Here is a 20,775-nt window from a genome sequence, read left to right as displayed (position 1 = left end):
AATGAGCTACTACCAGTATCCGCAGAACCCCTACCAACGACCGCCAGAATCCGCCGGCCTCTCGACGGCTTCCTTGGTGCTCGGCATCTTGTCGTTGCTGGGCTTCTCTGTCATTATCCTTGTTCCGCTGGCCGGAGTCATTATCGGACACCTGGCCTACCGGCGCGAACCTGCTTCCCGGGGCTTGTGCCTGGCCGGGCTGATCACCTCATGGATCGGATTAGCCCTAGCCATACTCGGATATGCGCTGGCCATCTGGTTCTTCTGGGCGATGTCCACCGGATTCGGCTACGGCTCGTATTACGACGACGTGATCTTCTCCCTCGGGTTCCTCCACTAGTTCCAGGGCATGAAAAAGCGGTTGGCTCATATCTGAACCAACCGCTTTCTCCATGCCCTAATGCCTAGTGGATCGAGCCCATCAGCTTCTTCAGGGCCGGGGTAGCTGCCATCATGGCGATACCCAGGACGACGGCGGTGCCGCCCATGCCGATGAAGTACGGGATCTCATTGCCTTCGGTGTAGTAGCCGGCCAGCACACCCGACAGGGTGGTGCCCAGCGAAACCGAGAGGAAGAACAAGGCGATCATCTGGGTGCCGAAGGCGGCCGGCGCCAGCTTGGTGGCAATTGCCTGGCCCACCGGCGAGAGCAGCAGCTCGGCAAAGGTGCACAGCAGCAGGATGCCGACCAGCGCCAGCAGCGGAGTCTTCACGAAGGATTCCAGCGGGATGAACAGCAAGAAGGCCGCGCCCACAACCACCAGCGACAGTCCGAACTTCATCGAGGTGCGTGGCTGGCGCTTGCCCAGCTTGGTCCACAGGGCGGCGAAGATGCCGGCGAAGATGATGATGAAGACCGGGTTGATCGAGGTGACCCAGCTCGGCGGCATTTCCCAGCTGCCCAGGTGGCGGTCCAGCCGCTGGTCCGAGTAGGCGGCGATGAAGGTGAACTGCTGCTGGAACAGGGCCCAGAAGGCAGCCGAACCGATGTAGAACGGAATGAAGGCCCAGACCTGCTTGCGTTCGGTGGCGTTGACCTTCTTGCTGCGCAGGATCAATGCGAAGTACACGATCGACGCGGCGATCACCACGTAGGCGATGGTGCTTGCCAGATTCTGCGGGGTCACGATCTTGGACGCGAATGCGGCAATGATCAGGACGATCACGGCGACGAAGATGACCACGTAGCGGTTGCGCTCGGCGGCAGGCAAAGGGTTGCTCGGGATGCGGCCGGATTCCGGCAGCTTCTTGCGGCCCATGGCGTAGATCGCCAGTCCGATGGCCATGCCGACAGCTGCGGCCGCGAAGCCGATGTGGAAACCGTACTTGACCTGCAGCCAGCCGGTGAGCAGCGGGCCGAGCAGGCCGCCGATGTTCACGCCCATGTAGAACAGGGAGAAGCCTGCATCGATGCGCGGATCATCCTTGGAGTACAGGGATCCGACCAGGGCTACGGCGTTGGCCTTCAGGCCGCCGGAGCCGATGGCAACGAGGACCAGTCCGACGATTAGGCCCACATAGCCGGGCAACAGGGCCAGGCCGATGTGGCCGAGCATGATCGCGATGGCCGAGAAGAACAGGACGCGTTCCGAGCCGAACAGGCGGTCGGAGAGCCAGGCGCCCAGGATGGTGGACAGGTACACGGCGCCGCCGTAGGCGCCGACCAGCGACAGGGCCAGGCCCTGGTCCATGCCCAAGCCGCCGTCGGTGACCGAGTAGTACATGTAGTAGGCCAGCAAGCCCTGCATGCCGTAGAAGGAGAATCGCTCCCACATTTCGACGCTGAACAGGCTTGCGAGCGCACCGGGATGACCGAAGAAGGTCTTTCCGGAAGATTTGGTGCTCGTTGTTGCAGTAGACATACGTAACATTTTTCGCTTTTGCCTACGCGAGTACCTACTTATATGGGAAAGCTCACAACTGCATCTGAGCGGCCAGCGCGAGCAGCAGGCCTTCGTCGGAACGCGGGGAAATCAGCTGAATACTCATGGGTAACCCCTCATTGGAGTGGCCCACCGGAACGGTGATGGCAGCTACCGAGGCGACGTTCACCATGGACGTGTAGGGGGTGTACTGGCACTGCAACATATAATCCACATCTGCCGTGGATCGTGTATTGTGCCCGATCTTCGGCGGGATTGACGCCATGGCAGGGGTAGCCACCACATCGAAGGCGGACCATTGGCGCACGAAATCCGCCGCAATCTGCTTCAACCGCGACCCGGCCTGCAGGCTCTGCTCCAGGGAGCGCTCGGCGGCGCGCCGGCGGAAGTCCCTTGCCAGTTCGCCCAGCAGCGAATCATCTAAGACCGGAACGGACTTCAGTCCGTTGGTCCACACCGCCGCGAAGGTTTCCGGATAGTCGGTGGCATAGTGCAGATTTGCCGGCTGGACGCGATGGCGTTCGCCCAGGTGTTCAAGCCCCTGGGCGAAGGCCGCCCGGGCTTCCTGCGACAGCTCAATCTCGTAGACGGGTTCAAAAGGCGAGTGGGTGCTGTACCCGATTTTCAGGCCATCCAGGCGCTGGGGGTAGCTGCCCTGCAGCAACGGCAGGTAGTGGTCCTTCCCGCGCATGGCGTCCAGCAGCAAAGCCGCATCCAGGGCATCATGGGCCAGCGGTCCGCTGACGGCTAATTTCGGCGCACCCATGGGGTCGGTGTAGCCATCGAGGATGTCGCTGGGGATGCGCCCCAAGGAAGGCTTCAGCCCCACCAGTCCGCAGGCCGCCGCCGGGATGCGGACCGAGCCGCCGCCATCGGAGCCCGGGCCCAGCGGAATCATGCCGGCGGCAATCGCCGCGGCCTGCCCGCCGGAGGAACCGCCCGAAGTGCGCGTTGGATCGAAGGGATTGCGCGAAGGGGGAGCGATGAGGTTCTCGGAATAGCTGCTCAGCCCGAACTCCGGGACCTGGGTCTTGCCCAGGATCACCACGCCCTCGGCGCGAAGCCTGGCCACCAAGGAGTGGTCGCGTCCGGCCACCGCCGCTGGCATGGCCGCGGTGCCGTGGGTGGTGGGCATCCCCGCCACATCGTTCAGGTCCTTGAACGCGGTGGGAAGACCGTGCAACCGGCCAATCTCGCCGCGGGCATGCGCCTCGTCGGCCGCTGCCGCGGCCTCCATCGCATTCTCCGCCACGTGGACGAAAGCACCGAGGTCCGCCTGCTCTTCGATGCGCTTGAGGTAGTGCTCGGTCACCTCGCGGCTTGAACGCTCGCCGCGGGCCAGCTCGTCTCGCAATTTCAGGGCGCTTGAGGGAAACATGTCGGCTTTCGACGCAGGAAATGACTAGTCTTATAAGCAAACACCCTATGTGAGAGGAATGCTAGCCGTGAGCGATTTTGAGACTGTCCAGGTCAATGACGTCCCCAAGGACGCCTTCATCCTCGATGTGCGCGAAGACTTCGAATGGGAAGCCGGCCGTGCCGCCGGAGCCACCCATATTCCCCTGGGCACCTTGCCGGAGAGGGTATCGGAGCTTGACCCGGATGTAGACACATACGTCATCTGCCGTACCGGCGGCCGTTCGGCCCAGGCCGCCTCGTGGCTCACCGCCATGGGCTACACCGCCTTCAATGTTGCCGGCGGCTCGGATGCGTGGATCGAAGCAGGCCTGCCAATGGAAGCGGACAACGGCCAGGAGCCAACCGTACGATGAACTACGCCTATCTGGGACCTGCGGGCACCTTCACCGAGTCGGCCCTCCTGCAGGTTCCCGGGGCTGCCGATGCGCAGCGGATTCCCGCCTCCAACGTCAACGTGGCGCTGTCCATGGTGCGCGAAGGTGCCGCCGATGCGGCGATGGTGCCGATCGAGAACTCGGTAGAAGGCGGCGTTTCGGCCACCCTGGACGCGATTGCCCAGGGCGAATCGCTGCAGATTGTCTCCGAGATCCTGGTTCCGATCACCTTCGTGCTGGCGGTGCGCCCCGGCATCGAATCGCTGGCGCAGATCAAGCAAGTCTCCACCCATGGGCATGCCTGGGCACAGTGCCGCTTATGGGCCGAAGCAAATATTCCCGGTGCCGCATTCACCCCGGCCTCCTCCACAGCCGCTGGCGCCCTGGCCCTCGAAGAGGCGGATCCTCCGCATGATGCGGCGATCTGCTCTCCGCTGGTGGCCCAGGAACGCGGCCTGAAGGTGCTGGTGAGCGGCGTCGAGGACAACGTCGGAGCGGTCACCCGCTTCATCCTGGTTACCCGCCCGGGAAGGATTCCGCAGCCGACCGGTGTGGACAAGTCAACGCTGATCCTGCCGCTTCCCGAAGACCGTCCCGGTGCGCTGATGGAACTCCTGGAGCAATTCACCGCACGCGGCGTGAACCTGTCGCGCATTGAATCCCGGCCTACCGGCAAGAGCCTGGGGGAGTACTTCTTCTCCGTGGATATCGAAGGCCATGTGGCCGAGGAACGCGTTGCCGCCGCGCTGTCGGGGCTGCACCGGCTATCCCCGAAGCTGCGCTTCCTCGGTTCCTACCCGGCGGCCCAAGGCCTGGAAGCATCCGTGGACACGCACAATTCCGACGCGGCCTTCAGCGAGGCCCGCGCCTGGGTGCAGTCGCTGCGCGACCGGGTCTAGGCACAGCGATCCCCCGGCCGTTCCTCCTGGATGGGAAACGGCCGGGGGGTCGGCAGCAGTTATGGGGTGCGCAGGCGCAGTGCGCTCGGGTTCACGGACACCTGCAGTTCATTGACCTGGCCGGTGGGGTCCCCATCGATCTGGGTATTCATCGGCTCATCGCAGCGCAGCGACACGCCAGTGGTCTGGTAGAAGCTCATGACCGGGATCTTGTTCTTGGCGCGGAATGCGGTCTTCAGCAGGATCCACGTCCAGCCCGCGGCCGAGCGCGGGGAGAGCACCACGGCATCCAGCACGCCGTCGTCGATCTTGGCGTCCGGCACGAAATCCAGGCCCTGCAGCTTGCCGCAATTGGCGAAGAGCACCGAACGGACCTTGCGGGTCTGCCAGCTCTCGTCCTCCGAGAGCTTGAAGCTGACCTTCTTGCGCCGGCCCGGCAGCTGGCGCAGGCCGGCTTCCGAATAGGCAAGCCAGCCAACCTTGGATTTCAGCTCTTCATTGGTGTCGTCGAACAGGTCTGCGTCGGTGCCCACGCCGGCGATGACCAGGAACGCATGGTCCGCCTCTTTGCCGTCCAGCAGCTGCAGCTTCATATGCCCGACGTCGATCCGGCGAACCATTCCGCGTACCGCGACCAGCGCCGCGGTATGCAGGTCATCCACGGGGATGTCCACGTTGCGGGCCAGCAGGTTTCCGGTGCCCAGCGGCAGGATCCCCAGGGACGCGTCGGTGCCTTCGAGCACTTCTGCGACGGCGCGGATGGTTCCGTCGCCGCCGGCGGCAATAATTGTGTCGCATTGCGCATCGAGTGCTTCCCGGGCTGCGTCCTGGCCGGGATTCTCCTTGGTGGTTTCAAGGACCAGGGGCGCTTCCAGTCCTGCCTCGGCGCAGACACGGGCCACCGCTTCCCTCGCTTCGCCAGCACCTGACTTGGAAGGATTGATGACCAGGGCCACCTTGGCGGCGACCGACTGGGCGGCCGCTTCGGGCTGCTTGGCCAGCGGCTTGCTGTAGTTCGAAAGCTTGCGCACCGAATACCAACTGGTCGCCGCGGCGGCAGCTGCAGCAACCACGGCAGAGAAAACGATCACACGATTTGTCTGCATAATGCTCTCATCGTACTCATGATTGCTACCCTTAACATGTGATCGACCTGAAAATGCTCACCGAAAATCCGGATTTGTACCGTGCCTCGCAACGCGCGCGCGGTGCCGACGAGTCGTTAATCGACCAGCTGCTGGCAGCTGACACGGCACGTCGTGAAACCATCGCCACCTACGAGCGCCTGCGTGCCGAGCAGAATGCGTTCTCCAAGAAGGTCGGCAAGGCCAAGGGCGACGAGCGCGCCGCCCTGCTTGCCGAGGTCAAGGAGCTCGCCGCCGCGGTCAAGTCTGCCCAGGCCGAGTCCGACGCGGCAGCCGCCAAGTGCACCGCGCTGCAGCGTTCCATCCCCAACCTGATCATCGACGGCATCCCCGCCGGCGGCGAGGACGACTTCACCGTCGTCAAGCACGTGGGAACCATCCGCGACTTCAAGGCCGAGGGCTTCGAGCCGCTGGACCACCTGCAGATCGCCGAGAAGCTGGACGCCATCGACATGGAGCGGGGCGCCAAGGTATCCGGCTCCCGCTTCTACTTCCTCAAGGGCATCGGTGCCCGCCTGGAAATCGCGATGATGAACATGGCCCTGGATGTGGCCATGGACCACGGCTTCATTCCGATGATCACCCCGACCCTGGTTCGACCGGAGACCATGCAGGGCACCGGCTTCGACGTCGAGCACGACGACGAGATCTACAAGCTCGAGCGCGACAACATGTACCTGGTCGGCACCTCCGAGGTGGCCCTGGCCGGCTACCACGCGGACGAGATCATGGATTTGTCCGATGGCCCGATCCGCTACGCCGGCTGGTCTTCCTGCTACCGCCGCGAGGCCGGTTCGGCGGGCAAGGACACCCGCGGCATCATCCGCGTGCACCAGTTCAACAAGCTGGAGATGTTCGTCTACGCCAGCGTCGAGGACGCCGAGGCGGAGCACGAGAAGCTGCTGGCCATGGAAGAGGACATGCTCGGCCGCATGGAGCTGGCCTACCGCGTCATCGACACCGCCGCGGGAGATCTGGGCATGAGCGCCGCGCGCAAGTTCGACTGCGAAGCCTGGGTTCCGACCCAGGGCACCTTCCGCGAGCTGACCTCGACCTCGAACTGCACCACCTTCCAGGCCCGCCGGTTGAATGTCCGCGAACGCGAGGTCATCGACGGCAAGGCAGGAAAGACCCGTTCGGTGGCAACCCTGAACGGTACCCTGGCCACGACCCGCTGGATTGTCGCGATCCTGGAAAACCACCAGAACCCTGATGGTTCGGTCAACGTGCCGAAGGCCTTGCAGCCGTACCTTGGCGGACTCGAAGTGCTCAAGTAGGCAATGCCGAGCAGGTGCCGGCCTCCCCTCGCGGGGCGGCCGGCACCTGCGTTTAACCGGTTGTTCACCCGTAGCTGTGCCTTGGGTCATCGCCAAATACCTGCGCTGGTGGTTAACTTGAGCCATGACTGTTATGACTAAGCTCGGCAACGACGACCGGCTGACCAAGCAAAAATTGATGATTTGCCTTGACGTGGACGGCACTATCGTCAACCACCAGGGCGAAATGAGCCAGCGCGTGCGCGACGCCGCGCGGGCAGTCGTGGCCCAGGGCCACGAAGTGATCATCTCCACCGGCCGCTCCCTGGGTGCGACCCTGCCCATCATGGAAGAACTGGGCATCGACCACGGCTACGTCGTGGTCAGCAACGGCGGGGTGCTCGCGAAGGTGTCAAAGGATGGCGTCGAGATCCTGCACCGCGAGATCTTCGACCCCTCGTCAGCGCTCACCGCACTGCGCGAACAGCTCCCCACTGCCAAGTACGCCCTGGAAAACGAACGCGGCGAATTCCTTTCCAGCGAGACCTTCGGCGACATGAGCTTCGGCGCCGAGAGCAGGGTGGTGGATTTCGGCGAGCTGGTGAACAGCAAGGCAGTGCGCGTGGTGGTCTTCTCCACCGACAACACCGCCGAGGAATTCGGGCATGCAGTGCAGAGCCTGGGGCTCTCCGGGGTGACCTACTCGGTGGGCTGGACCGCCTGGCTGGATATTGCAGCCGATGGCACCACCAAGGCCAGCGGGCTGGAGCGCTTGCGCGCCGTCCTGGATTTCCACGCCGATGACACGCTGGCCGTCGGCGACGGGCGCAATGACATCGAGATGCTCCAGTGGGCCGGCCACGGCGTGGCCATGGGCCAGGCCCCGGATGAGGTCAAGGACGCCGCGGACGCGGTCACCGAACACGTTGACGCCGATGGCCTGGCCCTCGTCCTGGAAGGCCTGCTGGCCGGTTAGCAGCCGCTGCTACAGCTGGTCGGTGTACTCCAGCAGCCGGGCGATCGCCGCCCGCGCACCCAGCTCGTCGTTGTAGCCCGAGCGCACGATCGCCGCGGAAACCGCCTGCGGGGTGATGCCCAGGATCTCGGCGACGGCTTTCTGCTGCCCGCGCACCCCGGGGGTGAGCAGGTCGACAACCGCCCATTCGGCCTCGGTGCGGGTGCGGATCCAATGCCCGAGCATGCGCAGCAGGCCTTCGAGCTCGCCGTCCATCTCGTCGTTGCCCGAGGACACGCAGATCGGGACCCTTTCGCCACGGTGGCTGGCGGCTTCCAGGGCGCCGAGCGCGCGCCGCACCGCCTTGCCTTCGACCAGGCCGGCCTCCACGGGCACCGGCTCATACAGGCTGCCGATGCCCAGCCCGATATTGCAGAAGTTCAGCCGTGCCGCACGCAGCAGCGCGTCCACTGCAGCGTCGGGGCCATCGGGCACCCCGAGCAGCAGCTGGCCGCTGAGCGCGGTGAACGGCGCGCGCGTGCCGACCTGTTCCAGCTGGTGCCACAACTGCTCGCTGGCGGCGGCAACATCGGTGACCGAGCGGGGCCGGGGGCTGAGCGCAACGACAAACATGCTTCAAGTATTGCCTGTGCCGGAGGCATTTGTCCTGCAAATGCAAGAAGTGACGCACCGAGGCGCGCCCCGCTAAGCTGGTACCGGAAACTTCGAAGGAGCGTTGGTGGCGGGCGAAATCATTGCGGGGCGGTTCGAACTCATCGAGCAGATCGCCCGGGGCGGCTCTGGGACCGTGTGGCTCGCCCGCGACCTGCAGCGCGGCCAGCAATGCGCCGCCAAGGTGATGCGGCAGAGCTACAGTGGCGAGATCCTGCGCTTCGTGCGCGAGCAGGGCGTGAAATTCGACCACCCGCACCTGCTCACCCCCTACGGCTGGGCTGCCGTCGATGACCGGGTGGTCATCGCCACTGAGCTGATGCGCGGCGGCAACCTGCATACCGCAATGCAGGATTACGGGGCCTTCTCCGCGCCGCTGGTGGCCGAGATCCTGGTGCAGCTGCTGGACGGGCTGTCCCATGTGCACGAATCCGGCTGGGTGCACCGCGATGTCAAGCCCGCCAATGTCCTGCTCGAATCCACCGGCGACGGGGTGCCGGTGGTGCGCCTGGCCGACTTCGGGATCGCCACGCACCGCGACGAGCCGCGGCTGACCGAGCACGGCGTGGTGGTGGGCACCGCGGGGTTCATTGCCCCCGAACTTACCGGCGGGCACCAGCCCGAGCCCTTCCAGGACCTCTATGCGCTGGGCGTGCTGGCGGTGCAGCTGCTGCACCCGCAGCTGCGCGGCGATGCGCTGGCCGAACGGTGCCGCACCGGCGGCTTCTGCACCGAGGAGGAACTGGAAGCGGTGCTCGACGGACTGCTCTCCCGTGATCCGCGGCAACGCAGTGCCGCGGCGGCCCGGGCGCCGCAGGCGCTGGCCGGGTTGCGCCGCGAGGACGGCTACGAGGTCGCCTCCGGAGAACGCCTGGAGGTCTTCGACCACTTCGCGCCGCAACTAACCCAGGACGCACCTCAGCCATCTGGCACCGAGACGCAACCAGCGGTGCCATCCGAGACGAGACCCGTAGTGCAATCCAAGACGCACTCCGTTGCTGAACCAGCACCAGCGCCGGCCCCGAAGCCTTCCCGAGGCGGTCCGCGCTCCGCGGTCCAGCTGCTGCCGTGGATCGCCTTGCTGCTGGCTCTGGTGCTCGGTGTGCTCTCCCTCTGGTTGGTGTTCGGCCAGTCGCCGGACGCGGCAACGGCCTTCGCGGCAGCCGCAGTGGCTGGCGTGGAGGCCGCCTGGCCGCCCGGAGGCTAGACGCGCTGCTTGCCCGCTGCCTGGGCACGCCGGCGCCAGAACCACAGGCCGGCGTAGCCGGCCAGGGCCACGGCCGCGCCGCCGGCCAGAGCGCCGAGCTGCGCGCTGCCCGGCAGCCAGCTGCCGGATCCCGCCGCCGTGCCGCCGGATTCTGCCTGTGCCGCGGGTTCCCAGCCATCGGTGCCGGTGGCCTCTCCGGTGACCTCGATGGCCAGCTCGAAGTTCAGCGGGTTCAGCCCGCGCGGCTCATAGGCTGTGCCGGCCACGGTGATGTAGTAGTCCCCCGGATAGCCCAGCTTCGGATGCGAGCCGTCGACCTGCAGGTCGCGGGACACCGTCGTGGCCAGGCTGCGCGTCAGCGAGGCGCCGGCATCGTCTGCAGATAGTTCCTGCTTGGCGGTGCCGGTCATGATACCCTCCTGCAGCAGCGGGTTGTAGGTGCCGGTGACCAGTTCCTTGGCGCTGGCATTGGGGGAGTCGAGCACGGTCATCCGGTAATTCAGCCGTTGCCCCTGCGCCACATGGACCTTGTAGTACTTCACCTCATTGGGGAGCACCGAGTCAGAGTAGGCGGCGCCGGAGGACAGTTCGGCCGCGGCGGAGAAGCCGCTGCCGCCGGACACGGCCTGCGCCTCGGCATCCAGCGTGACCGACACCGGCGGCAGATTGCCGGGGGTGGTGCCGGTGAGCGTGGCCGGATCCAGCGCCGGCTGCACCACGACGGTGATCTGCACCGGCAGCTGCGCATCATCCTGCCAGCGCCCATCGCGCTGCAAGGAGAGATGCAGTTCGTCGTTGTTCTGGTCCAGGCAGCGCGAGTAGCCCTCGGCCTTCTTCGGCTGGGAGTCCAGTGCCACCAGCGGAAGGCTGTCGATGTTGCGGCGCGAGGTGGAATTGCTGCCCCTGTCGCACCAGTCCCCGTTGGCCTGCACCAGCGCGGCCGACAGTTCGGTGCTCTCCTGGCTGGTGGGTTGCTGCGATGGATCGACTACCAGCTGCGCGCTCACGTGCAGCCGTTCGCCGTCGGCAATCTGCGGCAGCCGGTAGTACAGCGCGGCGTCGTCTCCGGTGGTCGGCAGCTCGTCGACCCACTGGCCAGCCTCCAGCTGCGGGGCCGATCCCTGGTCCTGTGCGCCGTCGACCTGCTGGCCGACAGGTTCATGCAACAGGATTTCCGCTTCGGAAGCCAGCGCGCCAGCGGCCGGCGACAGGGCCAGTCCGGCACAAAGCAGGGCGGCAAGGATTCTCATGGTCGGCCTCCTGGCACGGTCGGGTCGATGTTGTCGGAGTGCTCATGGGCGGCTGTGGCCCGGTTTCGGAAGAGGAAGGTTCCCGCGCCCAGCAGGGCGGCGGTGCCCACCAGGCCGCCGGTGAACCAGGGCCACAACGGTGCCGAGGAGGCTGCCGGGGCGGTTTCGGCCTGCGGTTCGCTTTCGGACGGGGAAGGGGCGGCCGATGATGCAGGGGCGGCTTCCGCTTCAGTGGCGGTTTCCGATTCCGTGGCACCGGCCTCGGGCGAGGCGGAGGGCATCTCGCTGGCCTCGAAGATCGGGGCGGCACCGGCGAACTCCTTCTCGGTGCCGGTCACGTCGACGGCCAGCTCGTAGTCATAGGGCACGCCGTTGGCCTTTTGCATCCATGTGTCCGAGTAGATGACCACATAGTAGTCGCCGGCCAGGTAGTTCGACCGGCCGATGTAGCTGTCATAGTTCGACTGGTCCACCGCGGTGCGCATGGACCGGGTGATCGTTTCCCCGGAGGTGCTCCCGTGGAGCCGGCCGGTGCCGAGCATGTCCACGCCGTCCCGCACCGGGGAGTAGACGCCCATGGTCACGGCCTGGGCGCTGGCATCCTCGTTGTTCCCGCTGGTCAGCCGGAGATTGAGCTTCTGGCCGTTGCCCACGTGGACCTTGTAATACCGTGCCTCGCTGCTGAGCACCGAGTCGGAGTAGATCGTGCCGGACTTCACCGGCAGCGCGTCGTTGAAGCTCGAGCCGCCGAGGACCGGCTCTGGCGTTCCGGTGAGGGTGACCGACTGCGGCTTGTCCTCCTCGCTTGCCGGGGCGCCCAGCAGCGCGGCGTCCACCGCAGGCTCAAGCACATAGCGCAGCTCCACGGCCATCGGGTCCTCGTGGAACAGCGAGCCCTCGCGGGTGACCTTGGCGAACAGCTCGCCGGTGCCGTCGGCGAAGCAGCCGTAGCTGGAGTCCTGGACGAACTCGGGGCTGCGGGTGTAGGCGGCCAGCGGACGGCCGAGCTCGTCGCTGCCCACCGTGTAGCTGTCGCCCGAGGCGCACTGCGAGCCCTGGCCGTTGACCAGTTCGACGATGACCTTCGCCGGGTCGTCGTCATCCGCGTCGATCTTCTGCTCGGGGATCATGGTTGCGGAGAAATGAGCATACTGCCCGGGCTGCAGCGGGCCGATCTTGTAGTACTTGGTCGTGCCGTCGTTCGAGTTCCAGCTGTCGGTTTCACCCTTCTCCAGCTCGTCGAGGTACTGGCCGGGGACCATCAGCGGCGCCTCGTGCAGGCGGGCGCCGCCCTCGATGGGCGTGCCAGCCGTGGAGTATCCCTGGAAGGCGCGCAGCGTGCGGCTGGTCAGCTCCTCTTCCAGCGACTGCGCGTCGTCGACGTCCACGTAGCTTCCGCCGGTGGTCTCGGAAATGCATTCGAGTTGCTTGCGGGCCTTGTCGTTCACCTTGAAGCCGATGGTGTGCACGGTCAGGGCGATGCCCTGTCCGGCCAGGTCCTTGGCGGCCTCGCAGGCCGGCGGCTTGTCGCAGTTCTCTTCGCCGTCAGAGACCAAGATGATCGACTTGGGCCCTTCGATGCCTTCCAGGTCCTTGGCCGCATGGAGCAGCGAGGCGCCGATCGGGGTTTCGCCCACGGCCTTGAGCTCATCGATCTTCTTTGACAGTTTCTTCTTGTCCACGGTGCCCGGTTTCTGCACGGTGGTGATGTCGTCGCATTTGCCCGGGGACTTCGAGCCGTAGACGACCAGGCCCATCGTGGCATCTTCCGGGGCATTGTCGATCAGGCTCTTGGCCGCGGTCTTGGCGGCGTCGATCCGCTTGGTGCCTTTGGAGTCGGCGTCCTTTTCCAGCATGGAGCTGGAGTAGTCCATGACGACGACCACTGGTTCGGTGGTGGTTTGCTCATCGGCGTGGACTGCGGCCAGCGGCACGGCGGCCAGCAGCGCTGCCAAGAGCGGTGCGAGTAGATGTCGGCGAAGCATCATGCTTTCCTTCCGGCGGTGATGTTTGCAATTGCAAATATAGGCCATTTGTTTGCAATTGCAAACCCCCGTGCGAAGATTGTTTCCATGGACAGTCCTATCGAACAGCAGCGGAGGCTGTATGGCGCGCCGCTGGCGGAGCGTTTCGGGCAAGTAATGGAAAAGTATGCCTTGTCCCAGCGCTCGCTGGCCCAGGTGCTGGGCCTCTCTGCGCCGATGCTCTCGCAGCTGATGGGAGCCAAGCGGATCAAGATCGGCAATCCGGCGGTGCTTGGGCGGCTCATGATGCTCGAAGCCCGATCCGACGAAGCGGATTTGCAGGCGGTGCTCCAGCAGGCCGAGCTGCTCGATGCCGCCACTGCCACCCATGGATCGGCGGAAGCGGGGGAGGGTGCGGCGGCCAGCGAGTACCTGCGGTCGGTGGGCAGCCCGGAAGTGCTCGCAGAGATGGCAGGGCTCGCCCGGGCCCGTGGCCACGAACAGCTGGCCGAAGTGCTGGAGCGGGCCGCGCGCTAAGCGCCCCTCAGACGCCCGCGGTCGCGCGCTGCGCGTCCAGGCGCACCGTGGTGTAACGGAAGAAGAACTGCGTGGCGGGGCCGATTAGCAGCGCATAGGCCACCGTGCCCACGCCCACCGGACCGCCGAGCAGCCAGCCGATCCCCAGTACGCACACCTCGATGATCGTGCGCAGCAGGCGGATAGATTTGCCGGTGCGCAGATGCAGCCCGGTCATCAGGCCATCGCGCGGCCCGGGCCCGAAATGGCAGCCGATGTACAGTGCGCCGCCCAGTCCATTGATGACTATGGCGCCCACCAGGGTCAGGATCTGCCAGCCCAGGCCATGGACATCGGGGATGAGCCAGAGGAAGAAATCCAGGCCGAGCCCGATGAGCAGCACATTGGCGATGGTGCCCAGCCCCGGCCACTGCTTCAGTGGAATCCAGGCCAGCAGCACCACGACGCCGACGAGGATCACGATGGTTCCCAGCGACAGCGGAATGTGGTTGGCCAGCCCCAGATGCAGCACATCCCACGGATCCACGCCGAGCTGGGCGCGGATCAGCAGTGCCATGGCCAGCGCAAAAAGCATCAGGCCGATGAACAGATTTGCCAGGCGTAGCGGAAGCCTTCCAGCGCGCAGCTGATCAAGCGGGGTGAGATTATGCAGGGTCATGATGATTCAAGGCTAGCCTCGCGCCGAACCGCCACAGAAATCCGCAGGTATCAGTTGGTCATATTCCCGGTGCCAGTTAACGAAGGGCAAAGCGTCGTTGAAAAGCGGGCCAACTCAGCCCAGTGCACCCAGTATCGCGATGCCCAGCGCCTGCGGCAGCTCGCTCAGGCCTGAGCGCTGCTGCTGGATAGCCGTTGCATCGGTTTCGGCGCCTACCGTTGCCCGGATTCCCGGCGGACGCAGTGCGGGAACATGAATGAACAATGCCGGGACCGGCTGGGAATAGGCCAAATAGGCAACGTGATTGCACACGAACCGCCCGGCATCCTCGGACACGCTGGCCTCGTGGCCGGCGGCCAGCAGGGCCCGGACGGCAGCCGCAGGATCGAGGCTCGCTTCCATGCGCGCCGGGGCGTACGCCTTGATCGCCGTTGAGCGCGGCTGGTCGCCATCATTGTCTGGGATGCGCGCATCATCCTCGTTGGCCGCCCAGCGCTCTGGCGTAATCGATGCCCGTCCGCCGGCTTCGCCAACGCAGATCAGCGCATCGGGCTGATGCTCGGCCAGCAGCGATGCAAGCACCTGCCCGGAGGCCGCGAAGGACACCGGCAGGATCGCGGTGGTCACCTCGTGCTCGCCAAGTCGAGCCGGAAGCTGGCGGACGGCCTCGCCGCTGGCATTGAATGCGTCATTGCCGAAGGGCTCGAAACCGGTGACCAGAATGTGCATGAACCCATTATGTCCCCAAACTGTCGGTGTCCGCTGATATGACTGGGGTAATGGTTCACTCGACAGATCTTGGCTAGGTGCTCATGATAATCGCGGTTTTTGTCCTCGTCATCCTCAATATTCTTGTAACGGCATATGTTGCTTTGCTGCTGATTCGCAGGACTTCCGGCTCCGAAGGCACCCAGATCCAGGACGCGGTGCGAGGTGGAAATGCGGAGCTGAGGCAAGAACTGGGAACCCAGCGCACCGAACTGCGCCAGGGCATGGGCGAAGTGCGCACCGAGCTCGATGCGAAGCTGACCGCGATGGCCGAAGCCAATGCGAACCGGCATCTGCAGGTCCAGGTGCTGCTCCAGCAGGAAATGGAAAAGCTGCGCGCCGGCAATGAAGCCAAGCTCGAGAAGATGCGCGAAACCGTGGACGAGAAGCTGCAGGGGACCCTAGAGAAGCGGCTCGGGGATTCCTTCGAGCTGGTCAGCAAGCGGCTGGAAATGGTCCAGAAGGGACTGGGAGAAATGCAGTCCCTGGCCCAGGATGTCGGCGGGCTCAAGCGCGTGCTTACCAACGTGAAAAGCCGTGGATCCTGGGGCGAAGTGCAGCTGGCACGCCAGCTGGAAGACATCCTCACCGCAGAGCAGTACGAGCAGAACGTTGCCGTGGTCCCCGGCAGCCGCGAGGTCGTCGAGTTCGCAGTGATCCTTCCCGGCCGGGATGCCGGAACGATCTACCTGCCCATCGACTCCAAGCTGCCTCAGGAAGACTACGAGCGCCTGCTCGATGCCCAGGAGCACGGAGACAAGGCGGCCATCGCCGCGGCCGGCAAGGCGCTGGACCGGGCAATCCTCGAACAGGCCAAGCTGATCTCCAGCAAGTACATCGCCCCGCCGTACAGCACCGACTTCGCCATCATGTACCTGCCCACCGAAGGCCTGTTCGCCGAGGTGGTGCGCAGCCCGGGGCTGGCCAGCAAGCTGCAGACCGAGCACCGGGTGCTGGTCACCGGGCCGACCACCCTGATGAGCCTGCTGAACTCGCTGCAAATGGGCTTCCGCACCCTGGCCATCGAGAAGCGCAGCAGCGAAGTGTGGCAGGTGCTCTCGGCAGCCAAGGAAGAATTCCGCAAGTACGGAGATGTTTGGGACAAGCTGGGCAAGCAGCTGGCCACGGCGCAGAACACGGTGCGGGATGCCGGCACCCGGACCCGCGCGGTGGAGCGCAAGCTCAAGGACGTGCAGACCCTGGAAGTTGCCGCGCAGGACGACGTGCTCAGCTCGCTGCTGCCCGATGCCTGAGGCTGGCCAGCGCAAAAGCAATGGCGGCGACCCCCGCATGGGGATCGCCGCCATTTCAGCTCAAATCCAGCGACTAGGCCTTGAAGCGCTCGATGGAGCGAGCCAGCTCGGCTTCGGCAGCCTCGCGGCCTTCCCAGCCCTCGGCCTTGACCCACTTGCCTGGCTCCAAGTCCTTGTAGCGGGTGAAGAAGTGCTCGATCTCCTTGATCAGCCATTCGTCGATGTCTTCAAGTTCCTTGATGTGGTCAAAGCGCTTGTCGGCAGGAACGCACAGCAGCTTGGCATCGCCACCGCCATCGTCGGTCATGTTGAAGACGCCAATCGGGCGGGCTTCCACGACAACGCCTGGGATCAGGTCGACACCCGGGAGGTAGACCATGGCGTCCAATGGATCGCCATCTTCGCCCAAGGTATCGTCGAAGTAGCCGTAGTGGGTTGGGTACTGCATCGAGGTGAACAGCACGCGATCCAGGCGCAGGCGGTGGGTCTCGTGGTCGATCTCGTACTTGACGCGCGATCCGGTAGGGATCTCGATGGTCACGTCGTGGCTCATGAAAAGCACACTCCTAAACTAGTCTTAGGGATATCCGCTAATAAGGGTATCGCCCCATTGCGCCTGATGGATAAAACTGCGAGAGGAATGTAACCATATGAACACTGCCGCCCGACGCGCCATAACGCTGGGGGTGGCGATTGTTGCCGTGGTTGCAGTCGTCGTGGCGATGCTCCTGGCCCCGCGATTCTTCACCGGGGAGCCCGAAGCTTCCTACACCCCGGCCAGCGCGCAACTGGCCGCGCCATCCCCAGTCGCCGTGCAGGATCTGGACCCCGAAGCCGTGCAGCCGGACCCCGGGATCCTCGCCGCGAAGCTGGATGCCATCCTTGCCGACAAGCCCGACCGGACCTCCTTCAGCGCCCAGGTGGTGGACGTCGCCACGGGCAACGTCCTGTATGACAAGAATGCCGCCGCAAACGGCACCCCGGCCTCCAGCCTGAAGGTCGCCACCGCCATCGCCGCCCTCGACGCCCTGGGCGGAGGCACCCAGCTGTCCACCAGCGTGCTGCTCGATGGCGGAACGCTGATCCTGCGCGGCGGGGGCGATGTGCTGCTGGGCGACGGGGAATCCGACCCGGCGCACCCCAAGGGCTATGCAGGACTGGCGACCTTGGCCAAGCAGACCGCCGATGAGCTTGAAAAACGCGGGATCGGCGAGGTCGAGCTGTGGCTGGACGACTCGCTGTTCGGCGACGCGCACAGCAACCCGGACTGGGACAAGTCGTTGTTCACCTCGAACAATATTGGCGAGGTCTACCCGATAGCGCACTACGCCGGGCGTGCCGGGCAGAGCACCAGCACCGCCTACCAGTCCGACGCCGCCCAGCAGGTCCGCAAGGTCTTCGCCCGGGCCCTGGGCGAGCGCATCACGGTGACCGAGGGCGGCCGCGGCCCCTATGCCGGCGGCGAGCAGATCACCGAGGTGAAATCCGCGCCGCTGCGTGATGTCGTCAAGCACATGCTGCTGGTCTCGGATAACTACATCGCCGAAACCATGGGACGGCTGGTCGCGCTCAAGCGCCAGATGCCCGCCGAGCAGGCGGGAGCCGCCGTCGCCGCGGTAGCCGCCGAGCACGGGGCGAGTGGCCTTTCGCTGGTGGACGCCAGCGGCCTGGCCGCCAAGAACCAGATTTCGCCCGCCGCGCTGACCGCAGTGCTGCGCTCGGCGGCCACCAGCGGCAAGCCGGAATTGCGCGAGCTCGTCTATTCGCTGCCGGTCTCCGGCTACAACGGCACCCTGATGCACCGCCTGGACGGTGCCGCGACACTTGGTCTGGTCCGTGCCAAGACCGGCTCGCTGACCGGCGTGGCCACGCTGACCGGCATGACCATGACCGAGGACGGGCGCCTGCTCGCCTTCTCGATCTATGCCAACCAGCCCAACGGAGCACTCGCACCCCACAAGCCAACCATTGACTCTGCAGTCACCGCCATCCGCGGTTGTGGCTGCCGGAGCTGAAAGCTCAGGAGCAGTAAATGAACCAGTTCGTCGATTGGAAGCTGGCGGCCAAGGCCGCGAAAACCCTGATGCCCGCCGGGCCGAAGATCCAGGCCCAGGATGCCGCCCGGATCGTCGAGGAACTGCGCATCGCCGCCGGCGAAGGCCTGGTGGAGGCCGAGAAGGTCTCCAGGCTGGCCTCGACTGCGCCAGCGCAGACCCTGGTGGTGGACCGCTCAGGCTGGGCCAAGGCCGTCAGCCAGAACTTCGCGGCCATGCTCCCGTCAATGCGCCAGGATGTCCCCGGCGCGGTACCGCTGATCGCCGGCGCCGAACTCGGCGCGGTGCTCTCGGTGCTCGGCACCCGGGTGCTGGGCCAATTCGATCCGTTCGTCGGACCCCGGCTGCTGCTCAATGCCCCGACCATCACCCAGATCCGCGGCGAACTGAACGTCAACGCCCGCGACTTCTACCTGTGGATCGCCACCCATGAGCAGACCCACCGCCTGCAATTCGAGCATGCCCCCTGGATCCCCGAGGTCATGAAGCAGACGCTGGCCGAGGCCTTCGAGCCGCTGGCCGGCACTACCAATTCCATGGGCGCACTGGGCGAACGCCTGAAATCCATGAAGTCCGAGGTTTCCGAGCTGACCAGCATCATGTCGGTGCTGGAGGGCCACGCCATGGTGGTGATGAACGATGTCACCTCGATCCGCAGCATCAAGACCATCCGCCGCCGCTTCGAAGCCCGCGGCGAGAACCGCTCGGCCCTGGCGATCCTGCTGGGCAAGCTGCTGGGCCTGGATGCCAAGGCGCTGCAGTACAAGCGCGGGGCGAAATTCGTGCGTCATATCGTCGATGAGATCGGCTATGAAGGCTTCAACGAGATCTTCACCGCCCGCGAGCTGTTCCCCAGCTCCGAGGAACTCGAGCACCCCGAACGCTGGCTGGCCCGCACCCGATGAGCCGCGCCCTGCACCTCGCCCGCGGCGCGATCCAAGCCAGCTGCGCGCCGGGGCTGAACCTGATCGGGGTCTCCGGCGGCGCCGACTCGCTGGCCCTGGCCATTGCCGCGGCGACGCTGCCTGGTTCCTTCGGCGCGGTGGTCATCGACCACGGCCTGCAGGCCGGCAGCGCCGAGGTGGCCGAGCACGCCGCCGCGCAGTGCCGCGAGCTGGGGCTGGATCCGGTGCAGGTGATCCGGGTCGAGACCTCGAAAGATGAGGATTCGGCGCGCAAGGCCAGATACCGGGCCTTCGAAGCGGCGATCATCCAGCACAATGCGCAGACGCTGATGCTCGCGCATACCCGCGACGACCAGGCCGAGCAGGTGCTGCTCGGATTGCTGCGCGGATCGGGTACCCGTTCGCTGGCAGGCATCCCGGCCAGCCGCGGACCCTACCGGCGGCCCCTGCTGGAACTGTCCCGGGAGCAGACCGAGCAGATCTGCCGGGAGGCGGGCCTGGACTTCTGGGAAGATCCGAGCAACACGGACACCGGCTACCGGCGCAATCTCATCCGCCACCGGATCCTGCCCTTGCTGCGCGCGGAACTCGGCGAGCACCTGCCCGAAGCCCTGGCGCGCACCGCCAGCCTGGCCGCCGCCGATGCCCAGGCACTGGATTCCTGGGCGCAGGCGGCCAAGGCGGAGCACGGGTTGCGGATCGCGGAACTGGCCAAGCTGCCGGTGGCCGTCAGCTCGCGAGTATTACGCCTGGCCGCCATGGAAGCCGGTGCCCGGAATGTGGGCCATGAGCGAACAGCGGCGCTCTGCGCGCTGGCCGGATTCGGCGTCCCCAAGTCCAAATCAGCTGGTCCGGTGCAGCTCGATGGCGCGATCAGCGCCTTCCGCCGGCAATCGGTGATAGTTTTCACCACAACCGGCTAAACAACAATCCGCCAAATGTGGCACTCTAGGTAAGTACCACACCTCTAGAATCAGGAGAATTCTCGTGGATTCCAATGCAGTCAAGGCCGATCTTGCGCACGTTCTGTACACCAAGGAAGAAATCCAGACCCGCGTGGAGGAACTCGCCGCGCAGATCGACAAGGATTACGAAGGCCGCGACATCCTCGTGGTAGGTGTGCTCAAGGGCGCCGTGATGATCATGGCCGACCTGGTCCGCGCGCTGAACTCCCACCTGACCATGGACTGGATGGCAGTGTCATCCTACGGTTCGGGTACCCAGTCCTCCGGTGTGGTGCGCATCCTCAAGGACCTGGATTCCGACTTGATGGGCAAGCACGTGCTGATCGTCGAGGACATCATCGACTCCGGCCTGACCTTGTCCTGGCTGAAGTCCAACCTGGAATCCCGCGGCCCGGCATCGGTGGAAATCTGCACCCTGCTGCGCAAGCCCGAGGCAGCCAAGGTGGAAATCGATGTCAAGTACGTCGGCATGGACATCCCGAACGAATTCGTCGTGGGCTACGGCCTGGACTACGCGGAAAAGTACCGCAACCTGGATTGCGTGGGCACCTTGGCCCCGCACATTTATCAGTAGGGAACTTTTCGCGCCATTGGGGCGTTGAGAAGTATCG

General features: G+C 65.3%; 21 protein-coding genes. 12 read left to right on the top strand and 9 right to left on the bottom strand.

Features of this window, described 5'->3' with window-relative positions; all coding sequences use genetic code 11:
* Nucleotide 1 precedes the first annotated feature (1 nt).
* Nucleotides 2-340, top strand: coding sequence for a DUF4190 domain-containing protein (locus EKH49_RS10690; RefSeq protein WP_128470828.1), 339 nt, complete (start codon nt 2-4; stop codon nt 338-340).
* 64 nt (nt 341-404) lie between these two features.
* Here the strand turns inward: EKH49_RS10690 and EKH49_RS10685 are convergent, their stop codons facing one another.
* Entirely contained in the window at nt 405-1,862 is a 1,458-nt protein-coding gene (locus EKH49_RS10685; RefSeq protein ID WP_083515630.1) for a peptide MFS transporter, read from the bottom strand.
* 52 nt (nt 1,863-1,914) lie between these two features.
* On the bottom strand, nt 1,915-3,261 hold the full coding sequence (locus EKH49_RS10680) for an amidase (RefSeq protein WP_128470827.1): 1,347 nt from the start codon (nt 3,259-3,261) through the stop codon (nt 1,915-1,917).
* 67 nt (nt 3,262-3,328) lie between these two features.
* On the opposite strand from EKH49_RS10680, the gene EKH49_RS10675 reads away from it, so the two are divergent.
* Together EKH49_RS10675 and pheA are read left to right on the top strand one after the other, a co-directional pair.
* A complete protein-coding gene (locus tag EKH49_RS10675; RefSeq protein WP_128470826.1) occupies nt 3,329-3,655 on the top strand; it encodes a rhodanese-like domain-containing protein in 327 nt (108 codons plus the stop codon).
* Complete coding sequence (gene pheA / locus EKH49_RS10670; RefSeq protein ID WP_128470825.1) at nt 3,652-4,575, top strand: prephenate dehydratase; 924 nt, start codon at nt 3,652-3,654, stop codon at nt 4,573-4,575. Before EKH49_RS10675 ends, pheA begins: the two co-directional genes overlap by 4 nt.
* A gap of 59 nt (nt 4,576-4,634) precedes the next feature.
* On the opposite strand, the gene EKH49_RS10665 is transcribed toward pheA, so the two are convergent.
* Nucleotides 4,635-5,681, bottom strand: coding sequence for a diacylglycerol/lipid kinase family protein (locus EKH49_RS10665; RefSeq protein WP_128470824.1), 1,047 nt, complete (start codon nt 5,679-5,681; stop codon nt 4,635-4,637).
* A gap of 38 nt (nt 5,682-5,719) precedes the next feature.
* Between EKH49_RS10665 and serS the strand changes: the two genes are divergently transcribed.
* On the top strand, nt 5,720-6,997 hold the full coding sequence (gene serS, locus EKH49_RS10660) for a serine--tRNA ligase (RefSeq protein WP_128470823.1): 1,278 nt from the start codon (nt 5,720-5,722) through the stop codon (nt 6,995-6,997).
* A gap of 124 nt (nt 6,998-7,121) precedes the next feature.
* Nucleotides 7,122-7,952, top strand: a complete 831-nt coding sequence (locus tag EKH49_RS10655; protein WP_128470822.1) for an HAD family hydrolase — start codon at nt 7,122-7,124, stop codon at nt 7,950-7,952.
* A gap of 9 nt (nt 7,953-7,961) precedes the next feature.
* Here EKH49_RS10655 and EKH49_RS10650 read toward each other — a convergent pair whose 3' ends face one another.
* Nucleotides 7,962-8,564, bottom strand: a complete 603-nt coding sequence (locus EKH49_RS10650; protein WP_128470821.1) for a hypothetical protein — start codon at nt 8,562-8,564, stop codon at nt 7,962-7,964.
* 106 nt (nt 8,565-8,670) lie between these two features.
* Between EKH49_RS10650 and EKH49_RS10645 the strand changes: the two genes are divergently transcribed.
* Nucleotides 8,671-9,810, top strand: coding sequence for a serine/threonine-protein kinase (locus EKH49_RS10645; RefSeq protein ID WP_161567505.1), 1,140 nt, complete (start codon nt 8,671-8,673; stop codon nt 9,808-9,810).
* Here the strand turns inward: EKH49_RS10645 and EKH49_RS10640 are convergent.
* Nucleotides 9,807-11,060 (bottom strand): hypothetical protein, encoded by a 1,254-nt coding sequence (locus EKH49_RS10640; protein ID WP_128470819.1) that lies wholly within the window; start codon nt 11,058-11,060, stop codon nt 9,807-9,809. The genes EKH49_RS10645 and EKH49_RS10640 overlap by 4 nt on opposite strands.
* Nucleotides 11,057-13,048 carry a vWA domain-containing protein gene (locus tag EKH49_RS10635; RefSeq protein WP_161567504.1) on the bottom strand — a complete coding sequence of 664 codons (1,992 nt, stop codon included), beginning with the start codon at nt 13,046-13,048 and terminating at the stop codon, nt 11,057-11,059. The genes EKH49_RS10640 and EKH49_RS10635 overlap by 4 nt, the downstream gene beginning before the upstream one ends.
* An 84-nt stretch (nt 13,049-13,132) precedes the next feature.
* Here EKH49_RS10635 and EKH49_RS10630 point away from each other — a divergent pair, with 84 nt between their 5' ends.
* A complete protein-coding gene (locus EKH49_RS10630; RefSeq protein WP_128470817.1) occupies nt 13,133-13,561 on the top strand; it encodes a DNA-binding protein in 429 nt (142 codons plus the stop codon).
* A gap of 7 nt (nt 13,562-13,568) precedes the next feature.
* On the opposite strand, the gene yczE is transcribed toward EKH49_RS10630, so the two are convergent.
* Nucleotides 13,569-14,219: a membrane protein YczE gene (yczE, locus tag EKH49_RS10625; protein ID WP_128470816.1), complete on the bottom strand. Its 651-nt coding sequence runs from the start codon at nt 14,217-14,219 to the stop codon at nt 13,569-13,571.
* A gap of 114 nt (nt 14,220-14,333) precedes the next feature.
* Nucleotides 14,334-14,948, bottom strand: coding sequence for a pyroglutamyl-peptidase I family protein (locus tag EKH49_RS10620; RefSeq protein ID WP_128470815.1), 615 nt, complete (start codon nt 14,946-14,948; stop codon nt 14,334-14,336).
* An 83-nt stretch (nt 14,949-15,031) separates the two neighbouring features.
* Here EKH49_RS10620 and EKH49_RS10615 point away from each other — a divergent pair, with 83 nt between their 5' ends.
* Nucleotides 15,032-16,240: a DNA recombination protein RmuC gene (locus tag EKH49_RS10615; RefSeq protein WP_128470814.1), complete on the top strand. Its 1,209-nt coding sequence runs from the start codon at nt 15,032-15,034 to the stop codon at nt 16,238-16,240.
* A gap of 73 nt (nt 16,241-16,313) precedes the next feature.
* On the opposite strand, the gene EKH49_RS10610 is transcribed toward EKH49_RS10615, so the two are convergent.
* Nucleotides 16,314-16,793, bottom strand: coding sequence for an inorganic diphosphatase (locus EKH49_RS10610; RefSeq protein ID WP_038992659.1), 480 nt, complete (start codon nt 16,791-16,793; stop codon nt 16,314-16,316).
* A 97-nt stretch (nt 16,794-16,890) separates the two neighbouring features.
* Between EKH49_RS10610 and dacB the strand changes: the two genes are divergently transcribed.
* From dacB to hpt, 4 genes are all read left to right on the top strand, one after another.
* Nucleotides 16,891-18,255: a D-alanyl-D-alanine carboxypeptidase/D-alanyl-D-alanine endopeptidase gene (gene dacB / locus EKH49_RS10605; protein WP_128470813.1), complete on the top strand. Its 1,365-nt coding sequence runs from the start codon at nt 16,891-16,893 to the stop codon at nt 18,253-18,255.
* Nucleotides 18,256-18,272: 17 nt separating this feature from the next.
* Nucleotides 18,273-19,199, top strand: coding sequence for a zinc-dependent metalloprotease (locus tag EKH49_RS10600; RefSeq protein ID WP_128470812.1), 927 nt, complete (start codon nt 18,273-18,275; stop codon nt 19,197-19,199).
* The gene (tilS, locus tag EKH49_RS10595) at nt 19,196-20,122 is read left to right on the top strand and encodes a tRNA lysidine(34) synthetase TilS (RefSeq protein ID WP_236641126.1); all 927 of its coding nucleotides are present in this window, start codon (nt 19,196-19,198) and stop codon (nt 20,120-20,122) included. The genes EKH49_RS10600 and tilS overlap by 4 nt, the downstream gene beginning before the upstream one ends.
* A gap of 64 nt (nt 20,123-20,186) precedes the next feature.
* A complete protein-coding gene (gene hpt, locus EKH49_RS10590) occupies nt 20,187-20,738 on the top strand; it encodes a hypoxanthine phosphoribosyltransferase (RefSeq protein ID WP_128470811.1) in 552 nt (183 codons plus the stop codon).
* The last annotated feature ends 37 nt before the right edge of the window (nt 20,739-20,775 follow it).

Origin of the sequence: Glutamicibacter sp. HZAU, assembly GCF_004100365.1 — a bacterium.
GTDB lineage: Bacteria > Actinomycetota > Actinomycetes > Actinomycetales > Micrococcaceae > Glutamicibacter > Glutamicibacter nicotianae.
This window is presented reverse-complemented; position numbering and strand designations above follow the sequence as displayed.

Coding starts and splice junctions, on each gene's coding strand:
- EKH49_RS10690 (WP_128470828.1), top strand. CDS start 2: ATGAGCTACTACCAGTATCCGCAGAACCCCTACCAACGACCGCCAGAA.
- EKH49_RS10685 (WP_083515630.1), bottom strand. CDS start 1,862: ATGTCTACTGCAACAACGAGCACCAAATCTTCCGGAAAGACCTTCTTC.
- EKH49_RS10680 (WP_128470827.1), bottom strand. CDS start 3,261: ATGTTTCCCTCAAGCGCCCTGAAATTGCGAGACGAGCTGGCCCGCGGC.
- pheA (WP_128470825.1), top strand. CDS start 3,652: ATGAACTACGCCTATCTGGGACCTGCGGGCACCTTCACCGAGTCGGCC.
- EKH49_RS10665 (WP_128470824.1), bottom strand. CDS start 5,681: ATGCAGACAAATCGTGTGATCGTTTTCTCTGCCGTGGTTGCTGCAGCT.
- EKH49_RS10655 (WP_128470822.1), top strand. CDS start 7,122: ATGACTGTTATGACTAAGCTCGGCAACGACGACCGGCTGACCAAGCAA.
- EKH49_RS10650 (WP_128470821.1), bottom strand. CDS start 8,564: ATGTTTGTCGTTGCGCTCAGCCCCCGGCCCCGCTCGGTCACCGATGTT.
- EKH49_RS10640 (WP_128470819.1), bottom strand. CDS start 11,060: ATGAGAATCCTTGCCGCCCTGCTTTGTGCCGGACTGGCCCTGTCGCCG.
- EKH49_RS10635 (WP_161567504.1), bottom strand. CDS start 13,048: ATGATGCTTCGCCGACATCTACTCGCACCGCTCTTGGCAGCGCTGCTG.
- EKH49_RS10630 (WP_128470817.1), top strand. CDS start 13,133: ATGGACAGTCCTATCGAACAGCAGCGGAGGCTGTATGGCGCGCCGCTG.
- yczE (WP_128470816.1), bottom strand. CDS start 14,219: ATGACCCTGCATAATCTCACCCCGCTTGATCAGCTGCGCGCTGGAAGG.
- EKH49_RS10620 (WP_128470815.1), bottom strand. CDS start 14,948: ATGCACATTCTGGTCACCGGTTTCGAGCCCTTCGGCAATGACGCATTC.
- EKH49_RS10615 (WP_128470814.1), top strand. CDS start 15,032: ATGATAATCGCGGTTTTTGTCCTCGTCATCCTCAATATTCTTGTAACG.
- EKH49_RS10610 (WP_038992659.1), bottom strand. CDS start 16,793: ATGAGCCACGACGTGACCATCGAGATCCCTACCGGATCGCGCGTCAAG.
- dacB (WP_128470813.1), top strand. CDS start 16,891: ATGAACACTGCCGCCCGACGCGCCATAACGCTGGGGGTGGCGATTGTT.
- EKH49_RS10600 (WP_128470812.1), top strand. CDS start 18,273: ATGAACCAGTTCGTCGATTGGAAGCTGGCGGCCAAGGCCGCGAAAACC.
- tilS (WP_236641126.1), top strand. CDS start 19,196: ATGAGCCGCGCCCTGCACCTCGCCCGCGGCGCGATCCAAGCCAGCTGC.